This is a genomic window from Alteromonas sp. 38, assembly GCF_902506055.1.
Lineage (GTDB): Bacteria > Pseudomonadota > Gammaproteobacteria > Enterobacterales > Alteromonadaceae > Alteromonas > Alteromonas lipotrueae.
Genome location: NZ_LR733300.1, coordinates 1,806,076 through 1,830,820, shown reverse-complemented (window position 1 = coordinate 1,830,820; position 24,745 = coordinate 1,806,076). Strand labels below are relative to the sequence as shown.

Here is a 24,745-nt window from a genome sequence, read left to right as displayed (position 1 = left end):
TCGCCAAGGTAAACGCATAGCAAGCTTTCATAATATCGGCCTTTAAGGGATAATACGCGATGATATTATTCATGAGGCCGAATCTTGCTAGTTACTGACTTACCCGTTCATCACAAAATCATTACCAAACTCGAAAGTAGAAACTTTACCGAGCTCACTGAAATTCAGGAAAAAAGCATGCTTCCTGCTATTCAGGGTAAAGATATTATTGCCTCATCTAAAACGGGATCGGGTAAGACACTCGCATTTTTAATTCCAGCCATTAATCGTTTGATGTCGCAAAAGGCGTTAAGTCGACAAGACCCACGCGCCCTTATTCTTGCACCTACTCGCGAATTAGCTAAGCAAGTTTTCATAGAAGCCAAAACCATGTGTACGGGATTGAACCTATCTTGCACTTTGGTTGTGGGCGGTGAAAACTACAACGACCAGGTAAAAGCCTTACGCCGTAACCCACATATTATTGTGGGTACTGCTGGCCGGGTGGCCGACCATTTGAAAGATAAAAGCATATTTTTAAATGGCCTAGAACTGCTTATTTTTGATGAAGCCGATCGCATGCTTGATTTAGGCTTTTCAGAACAGCTAAACATGATTAATGAATTTGCGAACCACCGTAAACGCCAAACGATGCTATTTTCAGCTACGCTAGATAGCATTGAGCTTAATTACATGACTGCGCGTTTAACAAAAGCTGCGGTGCGTGTATCGGTAGGTGATTCAACGGCGCACCATGGCGATATTCAACAACAGTGTTTCTTTGCCGATAATATCGAGCATAAAGACACCCTGCTTCATCATGAAATTTCAAACCGTACCTATAATCAAGCTATTGTATTTACCGCAACTCGTGAAGATACCGACCGTTTAACCACCATGTTAAACAAAGATAAGCTTGAAGCCATCGCCCTACGAGGCGACTTACCACAAAATCAACGTGCTGCTATTATGAGTGAGTTCGCCCGAGGACAACACTCTGTATTGGTGACTACCGATGTGGCATCACGAGGTTTAGATTTGTCTAAAGTTGGTTTGGTTATTAATTTTGATTTGCCAAAAAATGCCGATGAATACATTCACCGCATTGGTAGGACGGGACGTGCTGGACAAAAAGGTGAAGCTGCTTCATTTGTTGGCCCTCGCGATTGGAAGAGCTTTATAGCGCTGAAGGCACATTTACAATATGACCTGGAGTGCGAGGCACACGAAGCACTACCTGCTAAATTTAAAGGGATTAAAGCCCCTACGCCTAAACAAGATACGCAGAAAAATAAAGCCAGTAAGCAAGATTGCGCAGAAGCAGCTGTTGCTAAGAAAGTACGCCGCGTAGACACCATGGCAGGTACAGAAATTGGTATGGCGCCAGTGAAACGCAAGCCAAGAAAAGTAGAGCTTGAACCTGAAGACGATACCGAATTTGAATCTGGCATTAACGTAGATAACAGTGTTGATGATTTAGATAATAGCGATAAGACTAACTAGGTATAGTGGAAACCGGAAAATTTTCGGGTTCCAGATTTATATTATTGCAAAGGAGCCTAAGGGCTCCTTTTTACTTTCTGATTGTAGATAACCCATCAATATTTATTAAATCGCTTGCGCAGCATTTGAGCAAAGTCACCTTATCCCCCTTGATAATTTTAATTCATGAGCAAAAACACCACTAAGATTTGTTGTTTTATTTTCTGGTGTTTACGGTTAATCTGACAATATGAATAAAATTATAAACCCCAGTTTTTGGGAGGAAACAGGCCGCATTGGGGTCTAGTAAATTGTTATGCGCCTTTGAAGGCTTTATGTACATTTTAGGAAGTGATAAAGAAATCATCGATCTAGAACTGGGGATGCTTCAGGAAGTTTTACAATTCCTGGATTCAAAACTCATTAGCGTAGAATCCGAAATAGAGGCATGCAATGATCCCTTTTCAGATGGGATTTTGACCGTTGAGAGTACTTTATCGGTTTAGGTCTTGTCAGTATTTTACAATATTTAAACGATACTCTGACGTTTCAAAACTTAATAAAAGCGAAGCGTTAGCTTTAGGTAAAAAACATGAATCTGGAGTTAGCTTCATATCTGCAATAAGTGCAGCCGCTAATTGGGGTTTTGCGCCCATCCTCTCGAAATCGGCACTAGTTTAACGGCTCGAACAAAACTGCTCTTAGTCTATCCCTGTATGTTCTCGGGTGTTTAAGTAATATAACCTGAACTCGGTTTAAGAAATTGAACTGCTCTATATCCAGAAAACCAATGTAGGTACCGATTATGAAGAGTTTATCGACGGCATGGCGGTGGTCTCTGTGCCAGTTGTCGACAGTCATGGACGGCTGTTCGCTTGCCTATTCTGCAATGTTCCCGTTATTCGTAAGAACCTCGATAAGTTGCTGCATTTTATCCCTGAATTACGTGCGGTGGCAGTTGATATTGGTAACCTGGCTGAAGAAGTGGATTAGAACAGGTTACTGACGGTTTATTTTTAAACATTCATCATGACTTAGAAGCGTTGCTTTTTGAGTACTCTTTTGGACTTTGTCCGGTCATTTTCCGAAAGGCGGTCCGAAAAGCTGATTCTGACTGATACCCTAATTGCTGAGCCAATGTGGTGACGGTTGTCTCAGTGGTTTCCAATGCTAATCGGGCCAGATGCATACGCCATGCACAAACATAATCCATCGGAGACTCCCCCATGACGTCTGTAAAGCGTTTGGAAAAAACCGATCGAGACATTCCCGTTGCCTGCCCCAGCGTCTCAACACTCCATTTATAGCCCGGTTCTCGGTGAATACAGGTTAAGGCTTTGGCGATTCTGGGATCAGAAAAACCCTTTAACCAGCCTTCTCTATCACTGCCATAAGTCACCGCAAAGGTTCTAATGGCATGAATTAGAAATAATTGTGCGGTTTGTGCAACAAGTGAACCAAAACCCGATTGCTCAGGGTGCGCCTCTTTGAATAGAAAGCTCACCATAAGGTTTTGCAAGGTGGTACCTGCGTTTTCAGCATTAATCCTCATTAACTCAGGCAAGGTATCTATCAGAGGACCATAACATTGATCAAACCAATGAAAGGCAAACGAAAAAATGCGGACCATACTGCCGCCACCGCCCCAACTAATATGTTGAGGATAGGCCAAGTTAAATGGAATATGCTGGCCTTTATCAAACAGCTCATTCGCGGTGATCCAACTTTGCGGAAACTCTTCTGAAGACGAGATATAGTAAGGCTTACCACGCATGCCTTTCGGTAAAATAAAGGTATCCCCCGCTCGAAAACATTGCGTTATCCGGTTTTGATCACTCAACCACAGTTCACCTTCCACCACAGTACAGCTGATGGGAACTTCATACTCTATTTTGATGGCCCATGGCGAGGTAAATTCAAAAAATACCACAGCAGAATCGGCAACCAACAAAGAGGACAAAACGTCATCAAGAAAATCTCGCTCTGAGTTGGTTTCAATTGGTATATAAGGCGCACGTGTTGGAAGTTTCATGGGCAAATTATGTCAGGTTTAAAAAAAAAGTCATCGCTAATCTAGTTAAATTAGTCGTTATTTTCTAATTGAGACACAAAAATCAGGACGATTTAGACCATATGAGAGATTTATTCGGCGGTATAGTCTCTAATCAATCCCTATAGTAACTCTCATAATCTAATAATAATAAATGATGAGAAGATGCTAATGATTAATGACGCGTTTCCGCTTCCAAAATTTGTCACCTTTGAAAACGCCACCATAGCGAAAGAATTTTTAGGTGTTTCTACCGAGAATTCACTCAAGGTTCAAGGTATTGCTAGGCCAGAAGACGAACAACAAGTCCAACAACTTGTTCAGTGGGCCAATGAACACGAAGTGACGCTTGTCCCTTTGAGTTCACCATCAGGAAATCGTCGACACGGACTCGCCGGCTTAAAAGATGCGCCTTTTGTCGTGCTTGATATGTCGAGAATGTCTCGGGTAATTCATGCTGATAGCGAAGATGCCATTGCCATTATCGAACCTGGGGTTACCTTTCCTGAGTTCGATGCTCAGATACAAAAACATAACCTACGATCGATCAAACCTTTCCTCCCCAGAGCAAGTAAGTCAGTACTAGCCTGTTACCTAGAACGTGAACCGACAACCTTACCCAATGAGCACTGGGATTCAACCGATCCATTAGCAAGCCTAAGCCTCACTATGGGCAGTGGAGAAAGTTTTCGAACCGGTGGTGCCGCACTGTACGAAGACCTTGATGAAGCTTTAAAAAATGGTGCTCGTCAAATGATGGCTTCCGGTCCAATCGGCACAGATTACACCCGTGTTATGTTAGGTTCTCAAGGCACATTAGGCGTTACTTCTTGGGCCTCCATTTATTGTCAGCGAATCCCCAGCATTGAACAGGGGTTCCTTTACGGTGCCGAAGACGTCACCACGCTTATCTCCATTGTACGTCATCTGGCGCTGCATCAGCTTGGCGCTCAGTATTTTATGCTTAGCCAAGTTCAGCTCGTCGCAGCATTAGCCAAGGGCAGCGCCCATTTTGCGGAGTTACACCAACTCTTTGGCAAAGATGCGATGCCCGCTTGGTACCTCTATGTCAACATTGCTTCACGTGACGTGTTACCCGAAGAAAGCATGCAGTGGCAGTTAGCAGACCTCTCTTCCTTAGTCGATACCTTGCCGGTAACCACCATATCGCAACAGTATCCCAACTACCTTGCTGAGCTGGAAGCTCGCCTAAGTACACCCTCTAAAGAATTTTATAAAGACGTGCCTTTTGGCACCCATACCGAGGTGTTCTGCATTACCCAAATGAGCAAGGTCGCCAACCTTGTATACCTTGCTCAAAACCTACTGGCGGACCTATCGGATGTCCAAGTGGGCTTCTATTTACAGCCGATGATTCAAGGCACGAATTGTCACCTCGACATTTCCCTATTCCATACAGATGAGCAAACAACACAACTGGCTGACATCGAAATGCAATTGGTAAAAGTATTAGCAGATAACGGAGGTTTCTTCAGCCGACCTTATGGCAATTGGTCCGAGGATGCGTTTGCTCGCAATGAAACCATTGTGCCTCACCTTCGCAGGGTAAAAGACATTTTTGACCCTGCTGGAATTTTAAGCCCTGGGAAACTGTGTTACTGAGTTTTTCGAGACCTATCTAATAACAATAACCTGGTAGAAAAATTATGTCCTTAGAAGATCGAATTCATAATATTGAGCAGTGTAACCGCTGCTCTCAGTGCAAATTTGTGCACATGCCTAAAAGTCAGGAATTTTCGAGTATTTGTCCCAGCAAATATCAGAGCCGCTTTCATGCCTCCTCGGCGGGAGGGCAAGTTATTTCAGCCTATGGCTATCACCACAAACTGATTGAAGCATCACCAAAGATGATCGACAGCGTTTTTGCATGCAGCATGTGTGGTGCCTGTGAAACCATGTGTAAAAGCCATATGGGTGACAATGTTGAACCCTTTGATACCATTTTAGAATTCCGTGCGCAGTTGGCTGAAGATGGCAAGGTTCCCGAAACCTTGAGCAACATGGTCAAACACCTAGAACAAGAAGGCGCACCTCATGGCAAACGTGATGAGCGTAGTCGCTGGGCGGAAGGGTTAGACATCAAAGATGCCCGTAAAGAAACCGTCGACGTACTCCTGCATATCGGCAGTGGCCAAGCTTATAGCGAAAAACAATGGGATAACCTTCGTTTTATCGTCAAATTGTTAAAAAGCGCAAAAGTCGACTTTGGTATTGCATATGATTCAGAAAGTGACAGTGGGGGTTTAGCGTACGAAATTGGCTACCGCTCTGTTGCCGACAAACTGGCTCAAGAATGGGCGGATTTAGTTCAAAAAAGTCAGGCAAAAACCCTGCTTGCCATCAGTGCTGAAGCCTATTCCGCATTTAAGAATGTCTACCCTCGTTTAAACAAAACACTCTCCTCAGTACGGGTTCTGCATACTACCGAGTATTTCGAAGAATTGCTTCAACAGGGCAAGTTATCACTGGGCATGAAAAACACCGGCAAGGTTGCCTACCATGATTCTTGTCGTCTTGGACGACGCAGTGAAGAGTACACACCTTGGAACGGCGAATACATTCGAGTTCTGAACACCATGGCGGTGACCGACACGCCTCGTAAAGTCAATTACGGTAACGATGGTAACTATGACGCGCCTCGCCAGTTGCTATCAAGAGTCGACGGATTAGACATGGTCGAGCTAGAACGCACTCGACAATATTCTTTTTGCTGCGGTGGCTGCACAGGTGTCAAAGAAACCTACCCAGAGATGGCCGACGGCGCAGCTCAAGAACTTTTACGCGAAGCTGAATCCGTGGGGGCTGAGGTATTAGTCAGTGGTTCTTCGTGCTGTCAAGCAAACATGGCGGCGGCGGCAAAACGCAGCAACTCCTCCGTCAAGGTCGCCTATCTTTTTGACTTGCTAGCTGACTCAATTCAGGAGGGCGCGTAATGAGTAATTTACCTCCACACATATTAAAAGCCTTTGAAGCCGTCGTTGGTGCAGACAATGTGTCTGACGAAGATTTTGTTGTTAACTGTCACGACTGGATGGGCTTAGGCGCAGACCCTTCTACCCGTACCTTATTAGGTAAAGCACCGGCCGCAGTGGTGATGCCGGGATCAACTGAAGAAGTGGCGGGGGTCGTCAAGGTATGTAATCAATATAAATTGAAGTTTAAAGCGCACAGTACAGGATACGGTAACTATTCTGGTGTCGGCACTAAGGGCTCCATTTCCATCGATTTATGCCGTATGAAAGGCCTAGAAATTGACCCAGAAAGTCGTATGGCGATCATCCAACCCTATACCACGGCAGGTGAATTGGTCTCTGAAGCCCATAAGCATCAATTAATGTGCCACATCATTGGTGCTGGCCCAATCCATTCCCCGCTCGCCTCTGCCACCTCATTTGTGGGGGTTGGGGTCGCAGGTAATCATACCAGTATCAACTCACGCAACATGTTGTCCTTAGAATGGGTCACACCAGAAGGTGAAATCGTACGTATTGGTAGTAGCGGTTCGGACGCAGGCTGGTTTACCGGAGAAGGCCCTGGGCCTGGATTCCGCGGCATGATACGTGGTCTTTATGGGGCCGCAGGTGGCTTAGGTGTGTTTACCAAAATAGGCATCAAACTTTATCCTTGGGCAGGTCCTAAAACCCTTGAATGGAGTGGTCCACATCCATACAGAGGCACACCACCGCCAGAAAATTTCGCCACCTACCAGCTGGATTGGGATAACTGGGAAGACGCAACGAAAGCCACCCAGATGATGAAAAACAGCAAGGCGGTAGCCTTCATCAATCGCATGCCACCCGCTGCCGTAGGACACTGTCTCACGGCGACCAATCGTGAGTATTATGATTTACAACGCACCGGCAAATTACCGGACATTGCCACGAAAGCCAATGCGATCGGCTGGTCTGTCACCACCATGGCATGGACTAAGGCGCAGTTTGACTGGAACGAAGCGGTACTGAATAAAATCCTCGCCGAAACCAATGGCCGTAAAATGGACATTTCCGAGCGCGAGCGAGATATCCTCACGGCAGCCGTACTGACCTCTCATTACGTCGCCCGTTTCAACCGTATGGGTGACTGCGCGGGAGTCAGTATGGGCGTTCTCGATTCCATCAATCTAATTCCAGAAGTTGTCAAACGAACCAACGACGATATTGGTGATAAAGAAACCAAAGCCGGTGGCAAGATGATGGAAGTCGACACCGAACAAAACTGGATGTGGTTATCAGAAGGCCGACACTTCTGGACAGAAAATAACCCTGCCAGTACCCGTAGTTTTGTGAAAAACATTGTCGCTTGTGTGGACTTTATCCTCAGTAGCTTTATTAGCAATGAGAAAAAACCACTGGGTGCCGCGCTCTTTGTTCATGGTGAAGCGAGTGATTTATTTGGCCCCAAACTTGGCCACCCCAATAAATGGATGCGCAAGGTAAAAAATACTTGGGATCCAAACAATCTCTCAGATTCAAAGCACTTTATTCAACCCGAAGCGGCAAAAGAGTCAAAAGCTTGGCCAATTGCTAAAAAGATATTTTTCCACCCTTGGGGCAAGCCTATCTTTCGGAAGATCCTGACCAAAGAGTTTGGTAAAGACGCTCCCAAGTAAAAAGCTACTGCGTTGCTGATCTCAAAATATAACCAATAAAAAGAAATTTAGAGGTGATTACAATGATAAAAAATTTAAGCGACGTCATCACCCTGTCGGCAGAAAAATTCGGTGATAAAACAGCCTTAATCTACAACCAGCAGTCTTTCACTTACCGTGAAATAAATCGTCTGGCCAACCGATTAGCCAGTGCACTTAAGAAAAAAAGCATTGGCCCTGGCGATAAAGTCACCCTTTACGGTGAAAACTCATGGCAATGGCTGGTCAGCTATTATGGCATTTTGAAAACCGGGGCTGTGGTCAACCCTGTTAACGTCATGTTAACCCCTAATGAAGTCGAATTTGTCGTCCAAGATTGTGATGCAAAAGTCATCATTGCCTCTCAATCTAAAGGCACGCCTCTTGTAGGAATTCAGCAAAAAACGGGGGTTGAATCCCTTATTTTGTATGGTGAGGATATCCCTGAAGGCGCGGAATCTTATGATCACTTTTTAGAACAAGGTCGTGATGACTTTACCAGCTTTGAAGTTAACACCAATAGCCTTTCGACAATTTGCTATACCTCCGGCACTACTGGCAATCCGAAAGGCGCCATGTTGTCCCATCGTTCGGTGATCAGCAACTTCTTGATGACGGCACAAATGCACGGTCGCTCAGAGAAAGACACGGTTGTTTCAGCCTTACCCTGTCCGCATGTTTACGGCAACATTGTCTTCAACAGTACCTTTTACAAAGGTGGCACCTTAGTTATGCATAGTCTGTTTAATGTGGAGGAGGTATTTACATCAATCAACCAATATCAAGCCACCATGTTTGAAGGAGTACCGACCATGTACCTATATATGCTGGATCACCCCAGCTTATCCAGTGTGGATTTTTCTCATATGCGGATCTGTACGGTAGGCGGACAAACCATGCCAACCAGCAAGATGGAAGCCGTTGAGGAAGCCATCGCCTGCCCACTCATCGAACTTTGGGGAATGACTGAAATCGGTGGGCTTGGCGCGACCTTCGCTCACGATGGCGAATACAAACATGGCTCTATCGGCGTGGCATTACCCTATACCGGAGCAAAAATTGTCGATGTCGACAACGCAGAAGTAGAGGTGGCACGTGGAGACGTCGGCGAACTAATGATCTCCGGTCCTTTGGTTATGCAAGGCTATTATGGCAATCCTCAAGCGACCCAAGAAGCCATCACTGCCGATGGCTGGCTGCATACCGGTGATCTAGCCAAAATGGACAAGGACAACTGCATTTTTGTCGTCGATAGAAAGAAAGACTTAATTATTACCGCAGGGTTCAACATCTACCCCGCCGAATTAGAACGGGTGATCGCCAATCACCCAGATGTCGCCATGGTGGCAGTGGGGCCTATTGCAGATGAAGCCAAAGGTGAACTCGCAAAAGCCTATATTGTTGCGAAACAAAATACCCCCCCCGACATCGACCAGATTATCGCTTATTGTCGTGAACATTTGGCCGCCTATAAGGTGCCTCGTGACATTCAATTTGTCGATGATTTACCCAAAACCTCCAGCGGTAAAGTGATGCGCCGCAAACTCCATACCTTAGATAAATAACAATAAAAACTGTCATTCAGTTAGGAGCGATACTCATGTTCGATGCACATAATCACTATCAAATGGTCATTAATGGCAAGCTCATTGCCACAGAAAAAAGCTTACCAGTGTATAACCCAGCAACCAAAGCAATCATTGCACAGGTGCCAGACTGTCCAAAAGAGTGCCTTGATACGGCGGTATACAGCGCTAAAATCGCCTTCAAAACTTGGTCAAAAACCAGTTTTGATCAGCGTAAGGCTGTACTTACTAAGCTTGCCGACGCATTAGAAGACAATGCCGAAGACTTCATGGCTCTATTAACTCGTGAACAAGGTAAACCTCGCTCCGGTACAGAATGGGAAGTATTTGGCTCGGTTGCTTGGTTACGTGCCATTGCCGAACAAAAACTGGAAGACGAAGTCGTTGATGAAAATGACGAACGCTCTGTTATCACTCGCTACACGCCACTGGGTGTGGTCGGCGCAATCGTGCCTTGGAACTTCCCTATTTTGCTATCGGTATGGAAAATCGCGCCCGCATTAATGGCTGGCTGCACGGTAGTCGTCAAACCCTCGCCCTATACGCCATTGTGTAATCTTAAATTTGCCGAAATGGCAAAAGACATTGTGCCACCAGGTGTGCTCAATTGTGTCAGTGGTGGCAATGAACAAGGTCAATGGCTAACAGAGCACCAAGACATCGCTAAGATTGCTTTTACCGGCTCAACGGCTACAGGTCGTAAGGTAATGAGTGCCTGCTCTGAAACCGTGAAACGGGTCACATTAGAACTGGGTGGCAATGATCCGGCCATCGTTCTGCCAGATGTCGATCCGAAAGAAGTTGCTCCAAAACTTTTCTGGGCTGCTTTTCAAAATAATGCACAATTTTGTAACGCCACCAAACGACTCTACATTCATGATGCTGTCTACGACCAAGTACGAGACGCCTTGGTGGATTATATTAACCATGAAGTCATTGTTGGCGATGGTGCCAAGGCCGATACCACACTCGGTCCGATTCAAAACAGCATGCAGTTTGAAAAGGTTAAAATGTACTTTCAAGACTGCATAGATCAAGGCCAAAAATTTGCAGTAGGCGGAGACATTGACGATAACGCCGACGGCTGGTTTGTGCCTGTGACACTGGTTGATAATCCATCAGACGATTCTCGTATTGTCACCGAAGAGCCGTTCGGTCCTATTCTGCCATTACTTCGCTGGTCCAATGAAGAAGACGTTATTGCCCGTGCTAATGACACGATTTATGGCCTAGGTGCCAGTATTTGGGGTAATGACGCCGCCGCAACCCAACGCATCGCGGAGCAAATCGAAGCCGGAACCGTATGGATTAATGAAGTGCATCAATACTCTCCGGTACAAGCTTTCGGGGGCCATAAACAATCCGGTCTTGGCTGTGAAAACTCGCTGCATGGCTTGATGGAATACACTAACTGGCAAACCATTACTCGTAATAAACAGGCTTAATACACGGTTTTTAAGAGGATCAAATAACTTATGAAGAGCACTGTTTGATCCTGTTCACCCATCTTATGGTCGTTAAAGGTTTACAACACATACTTAGTATTTGATTACTTAGTATTAAATAATTTTTAGGAAACATTTATGAGTTATATCAAAAAAAAAATCCCCAACAGCATTTTGATCTTTGGCGCGGGAAATCATATTGGCAAACCGATGGCCAAATTTATTGAGAAGAACGCGCCTCAAATTAAACTGCGCTTGGTTTCCAGCCGAGAAGAAGGCATTGAACCACTGCGTCAAGAATTCCCTAACGCTGAAATCGTACAAGCAAACTACCTCGACTTGCCTTCCATGGAGGCTGCCGTGGATGGCATGGAAGGGATTTATATGTCAGTCCCCAATCACCTGCCTTTCTTACCCGTTACAAACAACTTTGTCGCAGCGGTTAAAAAGAGCGGCACAGCCATTCACATTGTCCGTCAGGTGGCCATGGTACCAGGTTACAACTACCGCCTAATGCCAGAAGCGATGAAGAAAATGATGGGCGACGAATACCCTGATTTGGTCACCAAACGAATTTACGAAGAAAATGATTTACCGACGACCTTTTTGAACTTTGGTGCCAGTTTTATGGATAACTTTACCACTCGTGCAGGTAGAGCCATTAAAGAAGACAAGCTGTTGATTTGGCCACCAAGAAAAGTCCCTTACATAGATGCCAACGAGATCGCGGAAGTAGCGGCACAACTATTGCTGTCCGATAACCAAGGTCACATTGGTCAATTGCACACGTTAAACAATGGCCAAGACAACCTACGTGGTCACGAAGTCGCTGACATCATGTCAGACGTTCTAGGCACCAACATCGACTATGTCGGAAACAAAGAAGAGTTTGTTAAAGAATACACTCGTATCTTTGGCCCAGCCGCGCCGATGATTTGGGGATTTTTTGAGTTTGAAGCCACTTATGAAGAAGGTTGGGTACTGAGTGATTTTGTTGAAAGAATGATTGGCCGTAAGCCCAAATCACTCCGCACTTGGCTTGCAGAAAATCGTGATGCGTTAATGAGCTAACCTTTACAATTTAACACACTGACCTTGCCCCCAAAGCAAGGTTGGTTGATGAATTGATCATTCGATAAAGCTGAATGATCAATTCGATTTAAAGGGTTTTTCTGCAAAACCAAGGGTGCTCTATATTGATTGACATTGTTCTGAACAATAAAAATAAAACTTACTCGGTAGGAAGAACACGTGAAAAAAATCCCTATTTTCCTCTTAAAGATCGGCTTAATTTTTTCAGCTGTTATCTCTGTCAAGGCATCGACCAATATGTTTGATCAATCTGCGATTAAATCGATTTCAAATTAGACAAGCTAGTCGACTGTTAAGTTGTTTTTTCTGCCTAACCCTATCTATCTAAAATGAGAACCTATCAAGATGAAACTTGCGACATTCAATAATAATACTGCAGACGGTCAATTGGTCGTTATCTCCAACGATGGTGCACGTTTCGCGCCAGCAGGCACTAGTATGCAAGCCGCATTAGAAAATTGGGCGAGCTTTGAAGCATCATTAGAAGCCATTTCAACCGCACTGAATAACGGCACACTTGCAGGGCAAACCGTTCAAACCACAGAACTCTGTGCCCCACTCCCTCGTGCATGGCAATGGCTGGATGGCTCAGTATATAAAAGCCATGCCGACCTGATGGGCGCCGTTACGGGGATGGAAGTCAAAACACTCGAAGGCCGGCCATTAATGTACCAAGGATTGTCCGATACCTTTCTCAGTGCGACAGCGGATGTGCCGATGGCCAGCGAAGCCGATGGCATCGATTTTGAAGGCGAATTTGGCATCATTGTCGATGAGGTTCCAATGGGGGTTACCCCAGAACAAGCACGTCAACATATCAAATTAATCGTGCAAATAAACGACTGGTCATTACGGGCGTATTCCGGCCCTGAAATAAGCACAGGCTTTGGTTGGATTCACGCAAAGCCACCTTGTTCAGTAGCCCCCTTTGCCGTGACGCCTGAAGAACTTGGCGAGCACTGGGAAAATTGCCAAGTGCAACTTCGTCTTAATGTCGAGTGGAATGGCAAAAAATTTGGTCACGCGCACGGCGGTCACATGCAATACGGCTTTGATGAGCTGGTTGCCCACGCCGCTAGAACGCGCAGTTTGGTTGCTGGCACCGTCATTGGATCAGGAACCGTTTCCAATGACGAGTACCGAGAGGTGGGGTCATCATGCATTGCTGAACGCCGTGGCATTGAACTGCTTGATCAGGGCGAAGCAAAAACCGGCTTTATGCATTATGGCGATACGGTTCGCATGGAAGCAAGAACACCAGCCGACCAAGTTGTGTTTGGTGCCATTGAGCAAAAAGTGACGCAGCCTGGGAGCTAACGATGACAGTCTATAAACCCTTTCAACGTGTTGTCACCGGACATGATAAAAGCGGTCATGCCATTATCCGTTCAAATGAGAATATTGTTCCAACAGAAATGCCCGGTGCAGATGGCGCTGGCTTTGCGACAATTTGGTCCGCCCCTGAGCTCCCCGTGGATAACAACGATGAAACGGATGGCCGTGACCGCAACGCTGGCATTACGCTCCCTGGGGGCTCTGTGATACGCATGGTTGATACACCTCCAGGCTCGGAATCCCCTATGCACCGCACCAACTCCATTGATTACGGCATCGTGTTAGAAGGCGAAATCGAGCTTGAACTCGATAAAAGCGTCAAAACCATAGTCTCAACCGGAGGCGTTATTGTGCAGCGCGGAACCATACACGCATGGCGAAACGTCAGCGACAAGCTGTGCCGTATTGTCTTTGTATTAACCGAAGCCAAGCCCTATTTGATCAATGGCGAACCACTGGACGACCTTAAACCTGAGGATATGGACGGCTTTCATTGATGTAACTGAGTTTATATAGCGCCATTCGCTTAAACACCGATTCCTGTGAGCTCGATCACTTACGAATACGGTATTCATATTATAAAAACGTTTTAAAGCACTGGAGAATACAGATGACAGTTTTAGTAACAGGCGCGGGCGGCTTCATTGGCTCCGGCGTTGTAGAAGCACTGTTAAAGGCTGGTAAGTCTGTCGTTGCGGCAGATCGTGAATTAACGGCACTAACACAACATCAAGCCTTAACCCTTAAACAAGGTGATCTAGCCGATGCCAGTTTTCGTGCGACACTGTTTAATCAAACCATAGAATCAGTGGTTCACCTTGCAACCATTCCAGGCGGTGGCGCAGAAATTGCACCCGAGTTATCTTTCAAAATTAATGTAGAAGCGACCGTTGACCTTATTCAATTAGCTGGCGCAAGCACAGAAAAGTGTCGTTTCGTCTATGCCTCGGCCATTGCGGTATACGGTGATGCCATTCCGCCTGAAGGTGTGAACGATGACACGCCGTTACAACCTAAACTGCATTATGCCATGCATAAGATGATGTCTGAGGTTGCGCTGGGAACCTTTACCCGTCGTGGCACAATTGATGGTGTCGGTGTTCGCTTACCCGGTATCGTGGCTCGACCTCAAGGCGCTGAAGGGTTTAAATCAGCGTTTATGAACGATATTTTTCATGTCATGCTCGCTGGCAAAACGATGACTATGCCCGTCTCTAAAACGGCACAAGTTTGGTTAATGTCCCGCACTCAAACAGTCAACAATCTCGTTCACGCGCTCGGTTTAGACAATCAAACCATGCCAGAAGACAGAGTCGTAACCCTACCGGCTATTCACGTCGTAATGGGCGACCTTATTAATGCTCTTTCAAAGACTACAAGCACCTCAGTAGATAATATTCGTTACGACTCTGACCCTCAGTTAGAAGCCGCTTTTGGCGCTTACCCTCCCCTTACAACCTTAAATGCTGAAAAAGCCGGTTTTGTACATGATGGTAGCGTAGAACAGCTGATCAGCAACACATTAGCCGACATACAGTCACGTTAATCAATGACGATAAGGCATATTTATGGCAATTTTAAATACCAAAGTGAATACGCGTAGTACCGAGTTCACAGAAAATCAGGCCGCTATGCAAACTCAAGTGGACGACCTTAAATGTAAAATAGCGGAGGTCAGTCAAGGCGGGGGGGACAAGTATCGCCAACGCCATGTTTCACAAGGCAAGTTGTTAGCCAGAGATCGAATTAATGCGTTGCTGGATAAGGGATCGCCATTTTTAGAGTTGTCTCAGTTAGCCGCCTATCAAGTGTATGATAGCCCCGTACCTTGTGCCGGGGTGGTAGCTGGCATTGGTATGGTTTCAGGCCAAGAATGCATGATTGTCGCTAATGACGCCACCGTAAAAGGCGGCAGCTACTTCCCGTTGACCGTAAAGAAGCATATTCGCGCACAAACCATTGCCGAAGAAAACAATCTACCCTGCATTTATATGGTGGATTCCGGCGGTGCAAATTTACCCAATCAAGACAACGTCTTCCCCGACCGAGAACACTTTGGTCGTATTTTTTTCAATCAAGCCAATATGTCCGCACAGGGGATCCCCCAAATTGCCGCTGTGATGGGGTCTTGTACTGCTGGTGGAGCCTATGTACCAGCAATGGCGGATGAATCCATTATCGTCAAACAACAAGGCACCATTTTTTTGGCGGGACCACCCTTGGTCAAAGCCGCGACGGGGGAAGTGGTCAGTGCTGAAGAACTCGGAGGCGCTGATACCCACTGTCGCACGTCCGGTGTCGCCGATCATTATGCTCAAAATGACCACCACGCGATTTCATTGATCCGTCAATCTGTATCTCGACTTAATCGAGTTAAGCCTAGCCAACTTGATACACAAGCCTCCCGTGAACCTTTGTATGACAGCCAAGAGATTTACGGCATCGTACCGAAAGATAAACGACAGCCATTTGATGTTCGCGAGATTATTGCTCGTATCGTCGATGCTTCGGAATTTGATGAGTTCAAAGCACTTTATGGCACCACCCTAGTCTGTGGTTTTGCTCGGCTTTATGGTTACCCCATCGGCATAGTGGCCAACAATGGCATTATGTTTGGCGAGTCCGCTGAAAAAGGTGCGCACTTTATCGAGCTCTGTACTCAGCGAAAAATTCCGCTCATTTTCTTACAAAATGTCACCGGTTTCATGGTGGGTAAACAATATGAAGCGGGCGGTATCGCCAAGCATGGCGCAAAAATGGTCAATGCCGTGGCGTGCGCAAAAGTGCCCAAACTGACGGTGTTAATCGGCAGCTCATACGGTGCAGGTAATTATGGTATGTGTGGCCGCAGTTACGATCCACGTTTCCTGTTTATGTGGCCAAATGCGCGCATCTCAGTCATGGGTGGTGAACAAGCTGCTGGCGTACTGGCGCAAGTTAAACAAGCGCAATATGAACGTGAGGGCAAGCGTTGGACCGACACCGAAGAAGCGGACTTTAAACAACCCATCTTAGACATGTATGAGCATCAAGGGCACCCATATTATGCCTCAGCAAGACTTTGGGATGATGGCGTTATTGACCCGGCAGACACCCGAAAAGTACTCGGTTTAAGCCTTTCTGCTGCATTGAATAAGCCTATTGAAGAAACGCGATTTGGTGTCTTCAGAATGTAACGAATGCTAATTATTGCGGATTCACTTGTTATACCTTGCGAGGTCTATTTCGTAATCCGTTGAATAAGTGAGCAAAACCATTAAAGAGAACACTTATGTCTGACTCAATTGTCCTTTATAGCCTGAATAAATCGGGTGTCGCAACGGTGTATTTAAACCGAGCGGAAAAGCATAACGCCTTTGATGACAAGGTCATTGCCGATTTGGAAATGGCGTTCCAACGTGCTGCTGACGACCCCAAGGTGAAGTTGGTCATATTGGCCGCAGAAGGAAAAAGCTTTTCCGCTGGCGCTGACCTGAATTGGATGAAGCGCATGGCGCATTATGATTATCAAGACAACCTTCGTGATGCTCAAGGCTTAGCAAGTATGTTGAAAACGCTCAACTTTCTTGAAAAGCCCACCATTGCCCGTGTTCAAGGCGCTGCCTTTGGTGGCGCGGTGGGTTTGGTATCCTGCTGTGATTTTGCGATTGCCACTGAACAGGCTTCTTTTAGCCTCAGTGAAGTAAAACTCGGTTTAATTCCCGCCACCATCAGCCCTTATGTCATTGCCGCCATCGGTCAACGAGCCGCACGCCGTTACTTTCTGACTGGCGAGCGCTTTTCGGCCAAGGAAGCTGAACATTTAGGACTTGTAACAAAAATAGCAAGTCACGAAGAACTGAATTCAACCCTAGATCAGTTAGTTAATCAGCTACTTAACAACAGCCCTCAAGCACTCAAACAGGCCAAGCAGTTGGTTTTTGATGTGGCCGACAAAAACATTGATGACGCTTTAATACAAGACACATCTGAGCGCATTGCTGCCATACGTGTGTCGGATGAAGGTCAAGAAGGATTACGCGCCTTTTTCGACCAGCGCCCTGCCGCGTGGATAGGAGAATAACCAAGATGTTTGACAAAATACTCATTGCTAATCGAGGCGAAATCGCCTGCCGAGTGATAAAAACCGCTCGAAAAATGGGCATTCGTACTGTTGCTGTGTATTCTGATGCTGACCGTCACGCCCTCCATGTTGAGATGGCGGATGAAGCCGTACACATAGGTCATGCCCCTTCTCGCGAATCGTACCTCGTCATAGAAAAAGTCATTGCAGCGGCAAAACAAACCGGGGCTCAAGCCATTCATCCGGGTTATGGTTTCTTAAGTGAAAATGCCGATTTTTGTCGAGCTTGCCAAGACAACAACCTAATCTTTATCGGTCCGCCGGTTGATGCGATCGAAGCCATGGGGTCAAAATCGGCTGCCAAAGACATCATGGGAAAAGCCGATGTGCCATTAGTACCGGGTTATCATGGCGCGGATCAAGACCCAGAGTTACTCAGAGCAAGTTCGGAACAAATGGGCTACCCCGTACTGCTAAAAGCCGCTGCCGGTGGTGGTGGTAAAGGCATGCGCCAAGTCTGGCAAGCCGAGGATTTTGATGAAGCTTTATCGGCCGCTAAACGCGAGGCGATGAATGGTTTTGGTGACGACACCATGTTGGTGGAGAAATACTTGACCGAGCCTCGTCATGTGGAAATTCAAGTTTTTTGTGATCAACACCACAATGCCGTTTATTTATTTGAGCGCGATTGCTCATTACAGCGCCGTCACCAGAAAGTTATTGAAGAAGCTCCTGCTCCCGGCATGTCAGATTCTTTACGCCAACAAATGGGTGAAGCCGCAGTCAGAGCAGCCCAAGCGATTGATTATCAAGGCGCTGGTACAGTGGAATTCTTGCTTGATCATGATGGCCGCTTTTACTTTATGGAAATGAATACTCGCTTACAAGTGGAGCATCCTGTTACCGAAATGATTACGGGGAAAGATTTAGTAGAATGGCAACTGCGTGTCGCCGCGGGACAAACATTACCCTGCCGACAAGAGCAATTAACGATTCATGGGCATGCATTTGAAGCTCGGGTATACGCTGAAGACCCCGATAAGGATTTCTTACCCGTTACCGGTCAACTGCTTTTGCTACGTCCCCCAGCCAGTAACGATAATGTTCGAGTGGATACAGGCGTTCGACAAGGCGATGAGGTCAGCGTTTACTACGACCCTATGATTGCCAAACTAATCGTTTGGGATGAAGACAGAGAAACAGCGTTACAACGCTTACGCCAGTCCCTACGTGACTACCAAATTGCAGGCATGAAAACCAACCTACCTTTTCTTTACAAGTTGGCCAGTGTCGATGCGTTTGCCCAAGCTGATCTGGACACGCGATTCATCGAGCGCCATGAGCAGGAGATCTTCAAGCCCGATGAACATGACAAGACAAAGCATTTACTACTCGCCACATTATTTATGCTCCTGAAAGAAAGTCAGTACCATACTGGCGACGCTCATTCATCTGACGATAACCGTTCACCGTGGTTGGAAACACATGACTGGCGCATGAATTTAGTTCATTGCCAACACATCACGCTATTGATCGATGGCGAGCCTCATCATCTCAAAGTCCAAGCCACCACGCGAGATACACTTGATGGCTACAGGATTCAATATGACGGACAAGACTATTTTGTCGCTGGGGAACGGTTTGAACACGAGCTTATCGCTCACATTGAAGGACACCGGCAAACAGCAACCGTGTCGCTCCAAGATAACAAAGGGATGCTATTTACTCAGCAAGGAAGGCTTGAATTCACCTTGCCGGAAGTCGATTTAGGCATGGAGGGTGCCAGCCAGTCACAAGGCGCGCTAGCGGCACCCATGAATGGCACAGTGGTTGAACTGGCTGTCAAAGCCGGTGAGAAGGTTAGTAAAGACAGCCTATTACTCGTCATGGAAGCAATGAAAATGGAGCACAGTATTCGTGCGCCAGCCGACGGTTATGTAGAAGAATTCTATTTCACCGCAGGTGATTTAGTCGACGGTGGTACGCAACTTATGTCCTTTAATACGGAGGCTGAGACCGCCCTATGAGCTTACCTAAAAGGGTAAAAATCGTTGAAGTCGGCCCAAGAGATGGTTTGCAAAATGAGTCGCAGATCATCTCAGCTGAAACCAAGATTGCACTGGTTAAAAAGCTAGCTGAGAGTGGTTTAGGCTATATTGAAACAGGCAGCTTTGTTAACCCTACGTGGGTACCCCAGATGGCCGACAGCGAACAGGTATTTAGCGGCATAGAACGGCTGCCCGACATTACCTATGCGGCCTTAACGCCCAATCTAAAAGGCTTCCAAAGGGCAATGGACGTAAAGGCTTCTGAGGTGGCTATTTTTGCCGCTGCTTCAGAAGCTTTTTCTAAAAAAAACATTAATTGCTCGATAGCCGAAAGTTTACAGCGGTTTGAACCACTGATCGCCGCCGCCAACGAGCAAAAAGTAGCGGTGCGCGGTTATGTGTCCTGTGTTTTAGGCTGCCCCTATGAAGGCGATATTGCCCCCAGTAAGGTCGCAGACGTGACAGAACAATTACTCGCAATGGGCTGCTACGAAGTCTCCCTTGGCGACACCATAGGCGTGGGCACTCCAGCTGCCGTTGAACGCTTGTTGGATGAAGTTTTAATCAATACCCCAACAGACAAGCTGGCGATGCATATGCACGATACTTATGGGCAAGCGTTGGCCAATATCTATGCCGCCCTATTGCGTGGTATCTCCGTGGTCGATGCGTCCGTGGCTGGATTAGGCGGCTGTCCCTACGCCAAAGGTGCGTCTGGGAACGTGGCGACAGAAGACCTTCTCTATCTACTCAATGGTATAGGTATTGAGCATAAGGTGAATCTAGGAAAACTGATCGAAGCGGGTCAATTTATCAGCTCTGCTCTTGGCCGGAACAATGCGTCTAAAGTAGCTCACGCCCTTTCTCAGCAATAACGATGCTTATAAGACTGACATAGCATCCTTTAGGATCCCATGTTTTGTGCCGCCTCTTGAAAGATATTTCGTAGCCAAATAAGCCCTTCGTCTTTGTGGCGATACTGGTGCCACTGGGCACATTGTTTTAAGACTGGAATATCAAATGGCAGAGGGTGAATTTTTATCGGCCATGCTTGGGCCATCTTATGCGCTAACCTAGCGTGGATCGTAGCAATATTGTCAGTGCCAATGACTAAAGCGGGCAAGGAGGCAAAACTGAAGGTAGTCGCCGCAATACGACGCTCTATATTGTGTTGGTTCGCAAAAGACAGTTCAAAAAAGCCTTTTTTCATACCACCTAGGCGCATCACTACATGACCTGCCTCAGCATATTTTTGCTTAGTCAATTCGCCTTTTGCCAGCTCACTATGCTGCCATACAACACAGGCAAACTCTTCTTCATACAAAACATCGTTGGGATGCTCCTTCGAAACAAAATCGGAAGGAATGATTAATAAGTCTGCTTCACCGCGTTCTAATTGCTCATGAGGGGAGTCGATTTGCGCTAAAAACTCAAAACGTGCTGTGCATTTGTGCTGCCCTACCACCTCAAGTAAGTAGGGAATAAAAACGGTTTGCGTATAGTCGGAACAAAAGATGCTAAAAATTCTATCTGTGTTCTGTGGCTCAAACGTAGGCTGAATCAGAATCGTGCTTTCTATGTTGTTCAAGGCATTGCGTACATGCACTTTTAAGTTCTCACCAAACGGTGTAATCAGCATTTTTCGACCCACTTGTGCCAGCAAGTCATCATTAAAATACTCTCTCAACCTAGATAAAGAATTGCTCAGTGCCGAGGGACTCATATTCAGTTTCTCTGCCCCTTTGGTAATGCTTTGCTCCGTCAGCAAGGTGTCTAATGCCACCAGCAAATTCAAATCAAGCTTTTTAAAACGCATGGGGATCTACCCTTCTTTATCATCTTAATCATTCGATAGTATCGAATCATCAATTCAATTTAAAGGGCTCTTGTGAATGATAGAGCTGGCTTATAGTGAACTTGTTCTTAACGATAAAAATAATGCCTTCAACAAGAGGAAGAACAAATGAGTAGATTTAACTCCGCGTCATTTCGGCTTACGTCTGTGGCTGTCGCCATTATTTCCAGTACGTCAACCGCCTATGGCTTCAAAATCGATACCGGCAGCTCTGATTTTAGGCTCAGCCTAGACAATACGGTTAAATACAGTACAGCGCTTCGCTTAGAAGACGCATCACCTGCCCTGACAAACAGCGCAAACCAAAACGACGGTAACAATAACTTTGATAAAGGGCTGGTTTCCAACCGGCTTGATTTGTTCAGTGAACTGGATGGCGCCTATAAAAACATTGGCTTTCGAGTGAGTGCTGCCGCTTGGTACGACGACGTCTATAACGGTTCTACCGACAACACCAGCAGTACCGCTAATAACACACCTGCCAGCGAATTTTCTGATAACACCCAAAAAATCATGGGTTATAATGCTGAAATACTGGATGCCTTTGTCTATGCTTATTTTCCCGTTATGAATGGGATGGAAGGAACCGTTCGTTTAGGTCGTCACTCCCTCTTATGGGGTGAGAGTTTATTCTTCGGATCTAATGGTATTGCAGGCGGACAAGCGCCTAATGACGTGGTTAAACTGCTATCTGTTCCCAACTCCACATTCAAAGAAACCGTTCGACCAACGGGCAAACTGTCGGTCGACATACCAATCAGTGATGAAGCAACCATTGGCGCCTATATCGGCTATGAATGGGAAGCGTCACGTATTCCACCTGTAGGTTCCTACTTGTCCAGTGGTGACGCCGTTGGTTCAGATGTCTTATTGGCTGGTACAAGCACCATTGAAAAAACCGAAGATGAGGAAGCCAGTGGTTCCGGGCAATATGGTCTGCAATTGCGTTGGACCGTTAATGATCTAGATGCAGATTTTGGCTTGTATGCCATTCGCTACAATGCTTATAGCGCCAGTAACCAGTATATGGTTGCACCTAGTGGTTTTCCTGAGCAATTCAAATTTGCCTACGCCGAAGGCATCGAAGCTTACGGTGCCAGTATGGCGAAAAGCGTTGGCGTTTGGGGTCTGGCAATGGAAGTATCTTATCGCCGTAATGCCCCTCTACAAAGTAAGGGGCAAATAATCACAGCAACGGGCGTGCAATACGACAACAATGATAATCCAGGTTATGCGGTCGGTGAAACAGCCCATGCTCAGTTCTCTTGGATGGCAAGTCTAGGGCCAAGTTTTATCTCTAAAGAAGCCAGTTTTATGGGCGAAATTGCTTGGAATACTCGAGTTAAAACCACCAAAAACGAAAGTATGCTAAACCCCAATGCTGAACGCTCTGCGGTCGGTTTGAGAATGGTGTATAGCCCAACTTACCGTCAAGCTTTTGATGGCCTTGATATATCTCCATCCGTTGGCTTTGGCCACACTTTGGGGAAATCATCTGCAGTAGGCGCCTTTGGGGTTGATGGGGGCGGTGATGTCAATGTCGGCATTAAAGCTGTCTATCTAGATCGGTGGAATATGTCCTTAAGCTACACCAAATTCTTAGGTGAAGAAGGCAACTTCCTCGATGACAACAATTATGCGCAATATAAGCAAACGTTGAAAGATCGAGACTTCCTTGCAGCTTCTATTAACACCACCTTTTAAGTTTTGGAGAACGAAATGTATAAAAACATAAAACATCGTTTGAACGTTCTTTTCGCCTTAGTACTGTTGGGCGGTTTTGCTTCACTAAGCTTGGCCGCGGTCAGCCCAGAAGAAGCGGCACGTTTAGGCCAGGATTTAACCCCTCTCGGCGGTGAAAAAGCAGGCAACAGTGCAGGCACGATTCCAGCTTGGACAGGAGGATTTAACAAACCTATCCCTGGGGAAATTCTAGGAGGAAAGCGATTAGATCCATTTAAAGATGAAATGCCTCTGTATTCCGTCACTGCACAAAATATGGCGCAATACAGTGAACATCTAACAGATGGCGTCAAGGCGATGCTTACTAAGTACCCGGATACCTATCGTTTAGATGTCTATCCTACGCACAGAACGGCGATAGCACCACAGTGGGTCTATGACTTTACGATGCAAAATGCACTCAAAGCAAAGTCTGAGGGGCATAAACTGATTGATGCTTATGGTGGCACCCCATTCCCTCTCGCTAAAAATGGTCTAGAAGCCATTAATAATCACAGATTATCTTGGCGTGGCGTTAGCTGGGAAGCCGCATTCAACCAATATCAAATTACGTCAAGTGGCAAGGTGGTACTGACTACCGATGGCTTTATAAAACGCCAAGTCCCCTATTATTTTAAAGATGGCTCAAGTGAAGACTTCAATGGCTACTTTGAGCAGATTTTGCTTGAAAATTATGGTCCGCCAATTCGAGCTGGGGCACTGATAGGTGGACAAACCAATCTCAATTCCTCGAAAACCAAGTCGTACGTTTACTTAGCTGGCCAACGCCGAGTAAGAAAACTCGCCAATCCTTGCTGTGATACACCAACGCCTGCTACCGCTGGCTTGATGTCCTTTGATGAAATCGGTGTATTTTCTGGACGTACCGAAACCTTTGATTGGAAGTTATTAGGTAAAAAAGAAATTTTCCTGCCTTATAACCAGAATCATTTTTTGCAATACCCAGACAAAGACATCTTTACTGGAAATCATTTAAATCCAGATGCGGTTCGCTGGGAGCTACACCGAGTATGGGTGGTTGAAGCAACTGTAGCGAAAGGTAAACGCCATCAAGCCGCACGTAGCCGATATTATCTTGATGAAGATACTTGGCAAGCCATGTTGGGCGATCGCTGGGATTCAAAAGGACAATTATGGAAAACACTTTGGGGTTTCAATTACATTATGCCGGAATTCCCAGGCACCATCCCTCAGACATTCGGCTTTTATAACCTACTGTCAGGGGAAGGTTACGCGGCTAACGTGATGAACGATAAAGCATTTCATTATCGTCCAAGAAAGCGTTTTCCTACCAGTACCTTTACAGGTCAAGGTATCGCGCGACAAGGTATGAGGTAACTAGAAGTAAATTGAGTTGAACGGTTTGCCTTGAGGAGTGAGTAGCCTTACTCCCCTTTAGGTTACCTTATTGACTTGGGG

At 46.1% G+C, this 24,745-nt stretch carries 19 protein-coding genes; 17 read left to right on the top strand and 2 right to left on the bottom strand.

The annotated features are described in order from the left end of the window. Positions 1–84 precede the first annotated feature (84 nt). Both FLAVO9R_RS07830 and FLAVO9R_RS07825 read left to right on the top strand, forming a co-directional pair. On the top strand, positions 85–1,482 hold the full coding sequence (locus tag FLAVO9R_RS07830; RefSeq protein WP_159530227.1) for a DEAD/DEAH box helicase: 1,398 nt from the start codon (positions 85–87) through the stop codon (positions 1,480–1,482). Between the two features lie 804 nt (positions 1,483–2,286). Further along, complete coding sequence (locus FLAVO9R_RS07825; protein WP_232370607.1) at positions 2,287–2,454, top strand: hypothetical protein; 168 nt, start codon at positions 2,287–2,289, stop codon at positions 2,452–2,454. Positions 2,455–2,488: 34 nt separating this feature from the next. Here the strand turns inward: FLAVO9R_RS07825 and FLAVO9R_RS07820 are convergent, their stop codons facing one another. Then, positions 2,489–3,493, bottom strand: a complete 1,005-nt coding sequence (locus FLAVO9R_RS07820) for an AraC family transcriptional regulator (RefSeq protein WP_159530225.1) — start codon at positions 3,491–3,493, stop codon at positions 2,489–2,491. Between the two features lie 189 nt (positions 3,494–3,682). Here FLAVO9R_RS07820 and FLAVO9R_RS07815 point away from each other — a divergent pair, with 189 nt between their 5' ends. The 13 genes from FLAVO9R_RS07815 to FLAVO9R_RS07755 all read left to right on the top strand — a co-directional run bounded on the left by FLAVO9R_RS07815 (position 3,683) and on the right by FLAVO9R_RS07755 (position 20,603). Further along, the gene (locus tag FLAVO9R_RS07815) at positions 3,683–5,134 is read left to right on the top strand and encodes an FAD-binding oxidoreductase (protein WP_159530224.1); all 1,452 of its coding nucleotides are present in this window, start codon (positions 3,683–3,685) and stop codon (positions 5,132–5,134) included. A 44-nt stretch (positions 5,135–5,178) separates the two neighbouring features. Then, complete coding sequence (locus FLAVO9R_RS07810; RefSeq protein ID WP_013796881.1) at positions 5,179–6,465, top strand: (Fe-S)-binding protein; 1,287 nt, start codon at positions 5,179–5,181, stop codon at positions 6,463–6,465. After that, positions 6,465–8,141, top strand: coding sequence for an FAD-binding oxidoreductase (locus FLAVO9R_RS07805; protein ID WP_159530223.1), 1,677 nt, complete (start codon positions 6,465–6,467; stop codon positions 8,139–8,141). Before FLAVO9R_RS07810 ends, FLAVO9R_RS07805 begins: the two co-directional genes overlap by 1 nt. A 62-nt stretch (positions 8,142–8,203) precedes the next feature. Next, complete coding sequence (locus FLAVO9R_RS07800; protein ID WP_159530222.1) at positions 8,204–9,724, top strand: class I adenylate-forming enzyme family protein; 1,521 nt, start codon at positions 8,204–8,206, stop codon at positions 9,722–9,724. Between the two features lie 35 nt (positions 9,725–9,759). After that, complete coding sequence (locus tag FLAVO9R_RS07795) at positions 9,760–11,190, top strand: aldehyde dehydrogenase family protein (RefSeq protein ID WP_159530221.1); 1,431 nt, start codon at positions 9,760–9,762, stop codon at positions 11,188–11,190. A 138-nt stretch (positions 11,191–11,328) separates the two neighbouring features. Further along, a complete protein-coding gene (locus FLAVO9R_RS07790; RefSeq protein WP_159530220.1) occupies positions 11,329–12,261 on the top strand; it encodes an NmrA family NAD(P)-binding protein in 933 nt (310 codons plus the stop codon). 366 nt (positions 12,262–12,627) lie between these two features. Further along, positions 12,628–13,599 carry a fumarylacetoacetate hydrolase family protein gene (locus FLAVO9R_RS07785; RefSeq protein ID WP_159530219.1) on the top strand — a complete coding sequence of 324 codons (972 nt, stop codon included), beginning with the start codon at positions 12,628–12,630 and terminating at the stop codon, positions 13,597–13,599. Positions 13,600–13,601: 2 nt separating this feature from the next. Next, the gene (locus tag FLAVO9R_RS07780; protein ID WP_159530218.1) at positions 13,602–14,114 is read left to right on the top strand and encodes a cupin domain-containing protein; all 513 of its coding nucleotides are present in this window, start codon (positions 13,602–13,604) and stop codon (positions 14,112–14,114) included. Between the two features lie 113 nt (positions 14,115–14,227). Then, complete coding sequence (locus FLAVO9R_RS07775) at positions 14,228–15,163, top strand: NAD-dependent epimerase/dehydratase family protein (RefSeq protein WP_159530217.1); 936 nt, start codon at positions 14,228–14,230, stop codon at positions 15,161–15,163. Between the two features lie 22 nt (positions 15,164–15,185). After that, on the top strand, positions 15,186–16,793 hold the full coding sequence (locus FLAVO9R_RS07770) for a carboxyl transferase domain-containing protein (RefSeq protein WP_159530216.1): 1,608 nt from the start codon (positions 15,186–15,188) through the stop codon (positions 16,791–16,793). A 95-nt stretch (positions 16,794–16,888) separates the two neighbouring features. Beyond that, positions 16,889–17,680: an enoyl-CoA hydratase/isomerase family protein gene (locus tag FLAVO9R_RS07765; protein WP_159530215.1), complete on the top strand. Its 792-nt coding sequence runs from the start codon at positions 16,889–16,891 to the stop codon at positions 17,678–17,680. Between the two features lie 5 nt (positions 17,681–17,685). Next, positions 17,686–19,707, top strand: coding sequence for an acetyl/propionyl/methylcrotonyl-CoA carboxylase subunit alpha (locus FLAVO9R_RS07760; protein ID WP_159530214.1), 2,022 nt, complete (start codon positions 17,686–17,688; stop codon positions 19,705–19,707). Further along, a complete protein-coding gene (locus FLAVO9R_RS07755) occupies positions 19,704–20,603 on the top strand; it encodes a hydroxymethylglutaryl-CoA lyase (RefSeq protein WP_159530213.1) in 900 nt (299 codons plus the stop codon). Before FLAVO9R_RS07760 ends, FLAVO9R_RS07755 begins: the two co-directional genes overlap by 4 nt. Before the next feature lie 29 nt (positions 20,604–20,632). On the opposite strand, the gene FLAVO9R_RS07750 is transcribed toward FLAVO9R_RS07755, so the two are convergent. Further along, positions 20,633–21,544 carry a LysR family transcriptional regulator gene (locus FLAVO9R_RS07750; protein ID WP_159530212.1) on the bottom strand — a complete coding sequence of 304 codons (912 nt, stop codon included), beginning with the start codon at positions 21,542–21,544 and terminating at the stop codon, positions 20,633–20,635. A gap of 147 nt (positions 21,545–21,691) precedes the next feature. On the opposite strand from FLAVO9R_RS07750, the gene FLAVO9R_RS07745 reads away from it, so the two are divergent. Together FLAVO9R_RS07745 and FLAVO9R_RS07740 are read left to right on the top strand one after the other, a co-directional pair. Further along, on the top strand, positions 21,692–23,287 hold the full coding sequence (locus FLAVO9R_RS07745) for a DUF1302 domain-containing protein (protein WP_159530211.1): 1,596 nt from the start codon (positions 21,692–21,694) through the stop codon (positions 23,285–23,287). Positions 23,288–23,302: 15 nt separating this feature from the next. After that, the gene (locus tag FLAVO9R_RS07740) at positions 23,303–24,664 is read left to right on the top strand and encodes a DUF1329 domain-containing protein (RefSeq protein ID WP_159530210.1); all 1,362 of its coding nucleotides are present in this window, start codon (positions 23,303–23,305) and stop codon (positions 24,662–24,664) included. The last annotated feature ends 81 nt before the right edge of the window (positions 24,665–24,745 follow it).

What these genes read in the sequence shown, in the direction of transcription:
- FLAVO9R_RS07765 (WP_159530215.1), top strand. Translation starts at nt 16,889, where the DNA reads ATGTCTGACTCAATTGTCCTTTATAGCCTGAATAAATCGGGTGTCGCA.
- FLAVO9R_RS07775 (WP_159530217.1), top strand. Translation starts at nt 14,228, where the DNA reads ATGACAGTTTTAGTAACAGGCGCGGGCGGCTTCATTGGCTCCGGCGTT.
- FLAVO9R_RS07770 (WP_159530216.1), top strand. Translation starts at nt 15,186, where the DNA reads ATGGCAATTTTAAATACCAAAGTGAATACGCGTAGTACCGAGTTCACA.
- FLAVO9R_RS07790 (WP_159530220.1), top strand. Translation starts at nt 11,329, where the DNA reads ATGAGTTATATCAAAAAAAAAATCCCCAACAGCATTTTGATCTTTGGC.
- FLAVO9R_RS07740 (WP_159530210.1), top strand. Translation starts at nt 23,303, where the DNA reads ATGTATAAAAACATAAAACATCGTTTGAACGTTCTTTTCGCCTTAGTA.
- FLAVO9R_RS07745 (WP_159530211.1), top strand. Translation starts at nt 21,692, where the DNA reads ATGAGTAGATTTAACTCCGCGTCATTTCGGCTTACGTCTGTGGCTGTC.
- FLAVO9R_RS07825 (WP_232370607.1), top strand. Translation starts at nt 2,287, where the DNA reads ATGGCGGTGGTCTCTGTGCCAGTTGTCGACAGTCATGGACGGCTGTTC.
- FLAVO9R_RS07810 (WP_013796881.1), top strand. Translation starts at nt 5,179, where the DNA reads ATGTCCTTAGAAGATCGAATTCATAATATTGAGCAGTGTAACCGCTGC.
- FLAVO9R_RS07805 (WP_159530223.1), top strand. Translation starts at nt 6,465, where the DNA reads ATGAGTAATTTACCTCCACACATATTAAAAGCCTTTGAAGCCGTCGTT.
- FLAVO9R_RS07780 (WP_159530218.1), top strand. Translation starts at nt 13,602, where the DNA reads ATGACAGTCTATAAACCCTTTCAACGTGTTGTCACCGGACATGATAAA.
- FLAVO9R_RS07800 (WP_159530222.1), top strand. Translation starts at nt 8,204, where the DNA reads ATGATAAAAAATTTAAGCGACGTCATCACCCTGTCGGCAGAAAAATTC.
- FLAVO9R_RS07815 (WP_159530224.1), top strand. Translation starts at nt 3,683, where the DNA reads ATGATTAATGACGCGTTTCCGCTTCCAAAATTTGTCACCTTTGAAAAC.
- FLAVO9R_RS07795 (WP_159530221.1), top strand. Translation starts at nt 9,760, where the DNA reads ATGTTCGATGCACATAATCACTATCAAATGGTCATTAATGGCAAGCTC.
- FLAVO9R_RS07785 (WP_159530219.1), top strand. Translation starts at nt 12,628, where the DNA reads ATGAAACTTGCGACATTCAATAATAATACTGCAGACGGTCAATTGGTC.
- FLAVO9R_RS07820 (WP_159530225.1), bottom strand. Translation starts at nt 3,493, where the DNA reads ATGAAACTTCCAACACGTGCGCCTTATATACCAATTGAAACCAACTCA.
- FLAVO9R_RS07750 (WP_159530212.1), bottom strand. Translation starts at nt 21,544, where the DNA reads ATGCGTTTTAAAAAGCTTGATTTGAATTTGCTGGTGGCATTAGACACC.
- FLAVO9R_RS07760 (WP_159530214.1), top strand. Translation starts at nt 17,686, where the DNA reads ATGTTTGACAAAATACTCATTGCTAATCGAGGCGAAATCGCCTGCCGA.
- FLAVO9R_RS07755 (WP_159530213.1), top strand. Translation starts at nt 19,704, where the DNA reads ATGAGCTTACCTAAAAGGGTAAAAATCGTTGAAGTCGGCCCAAGAGAT.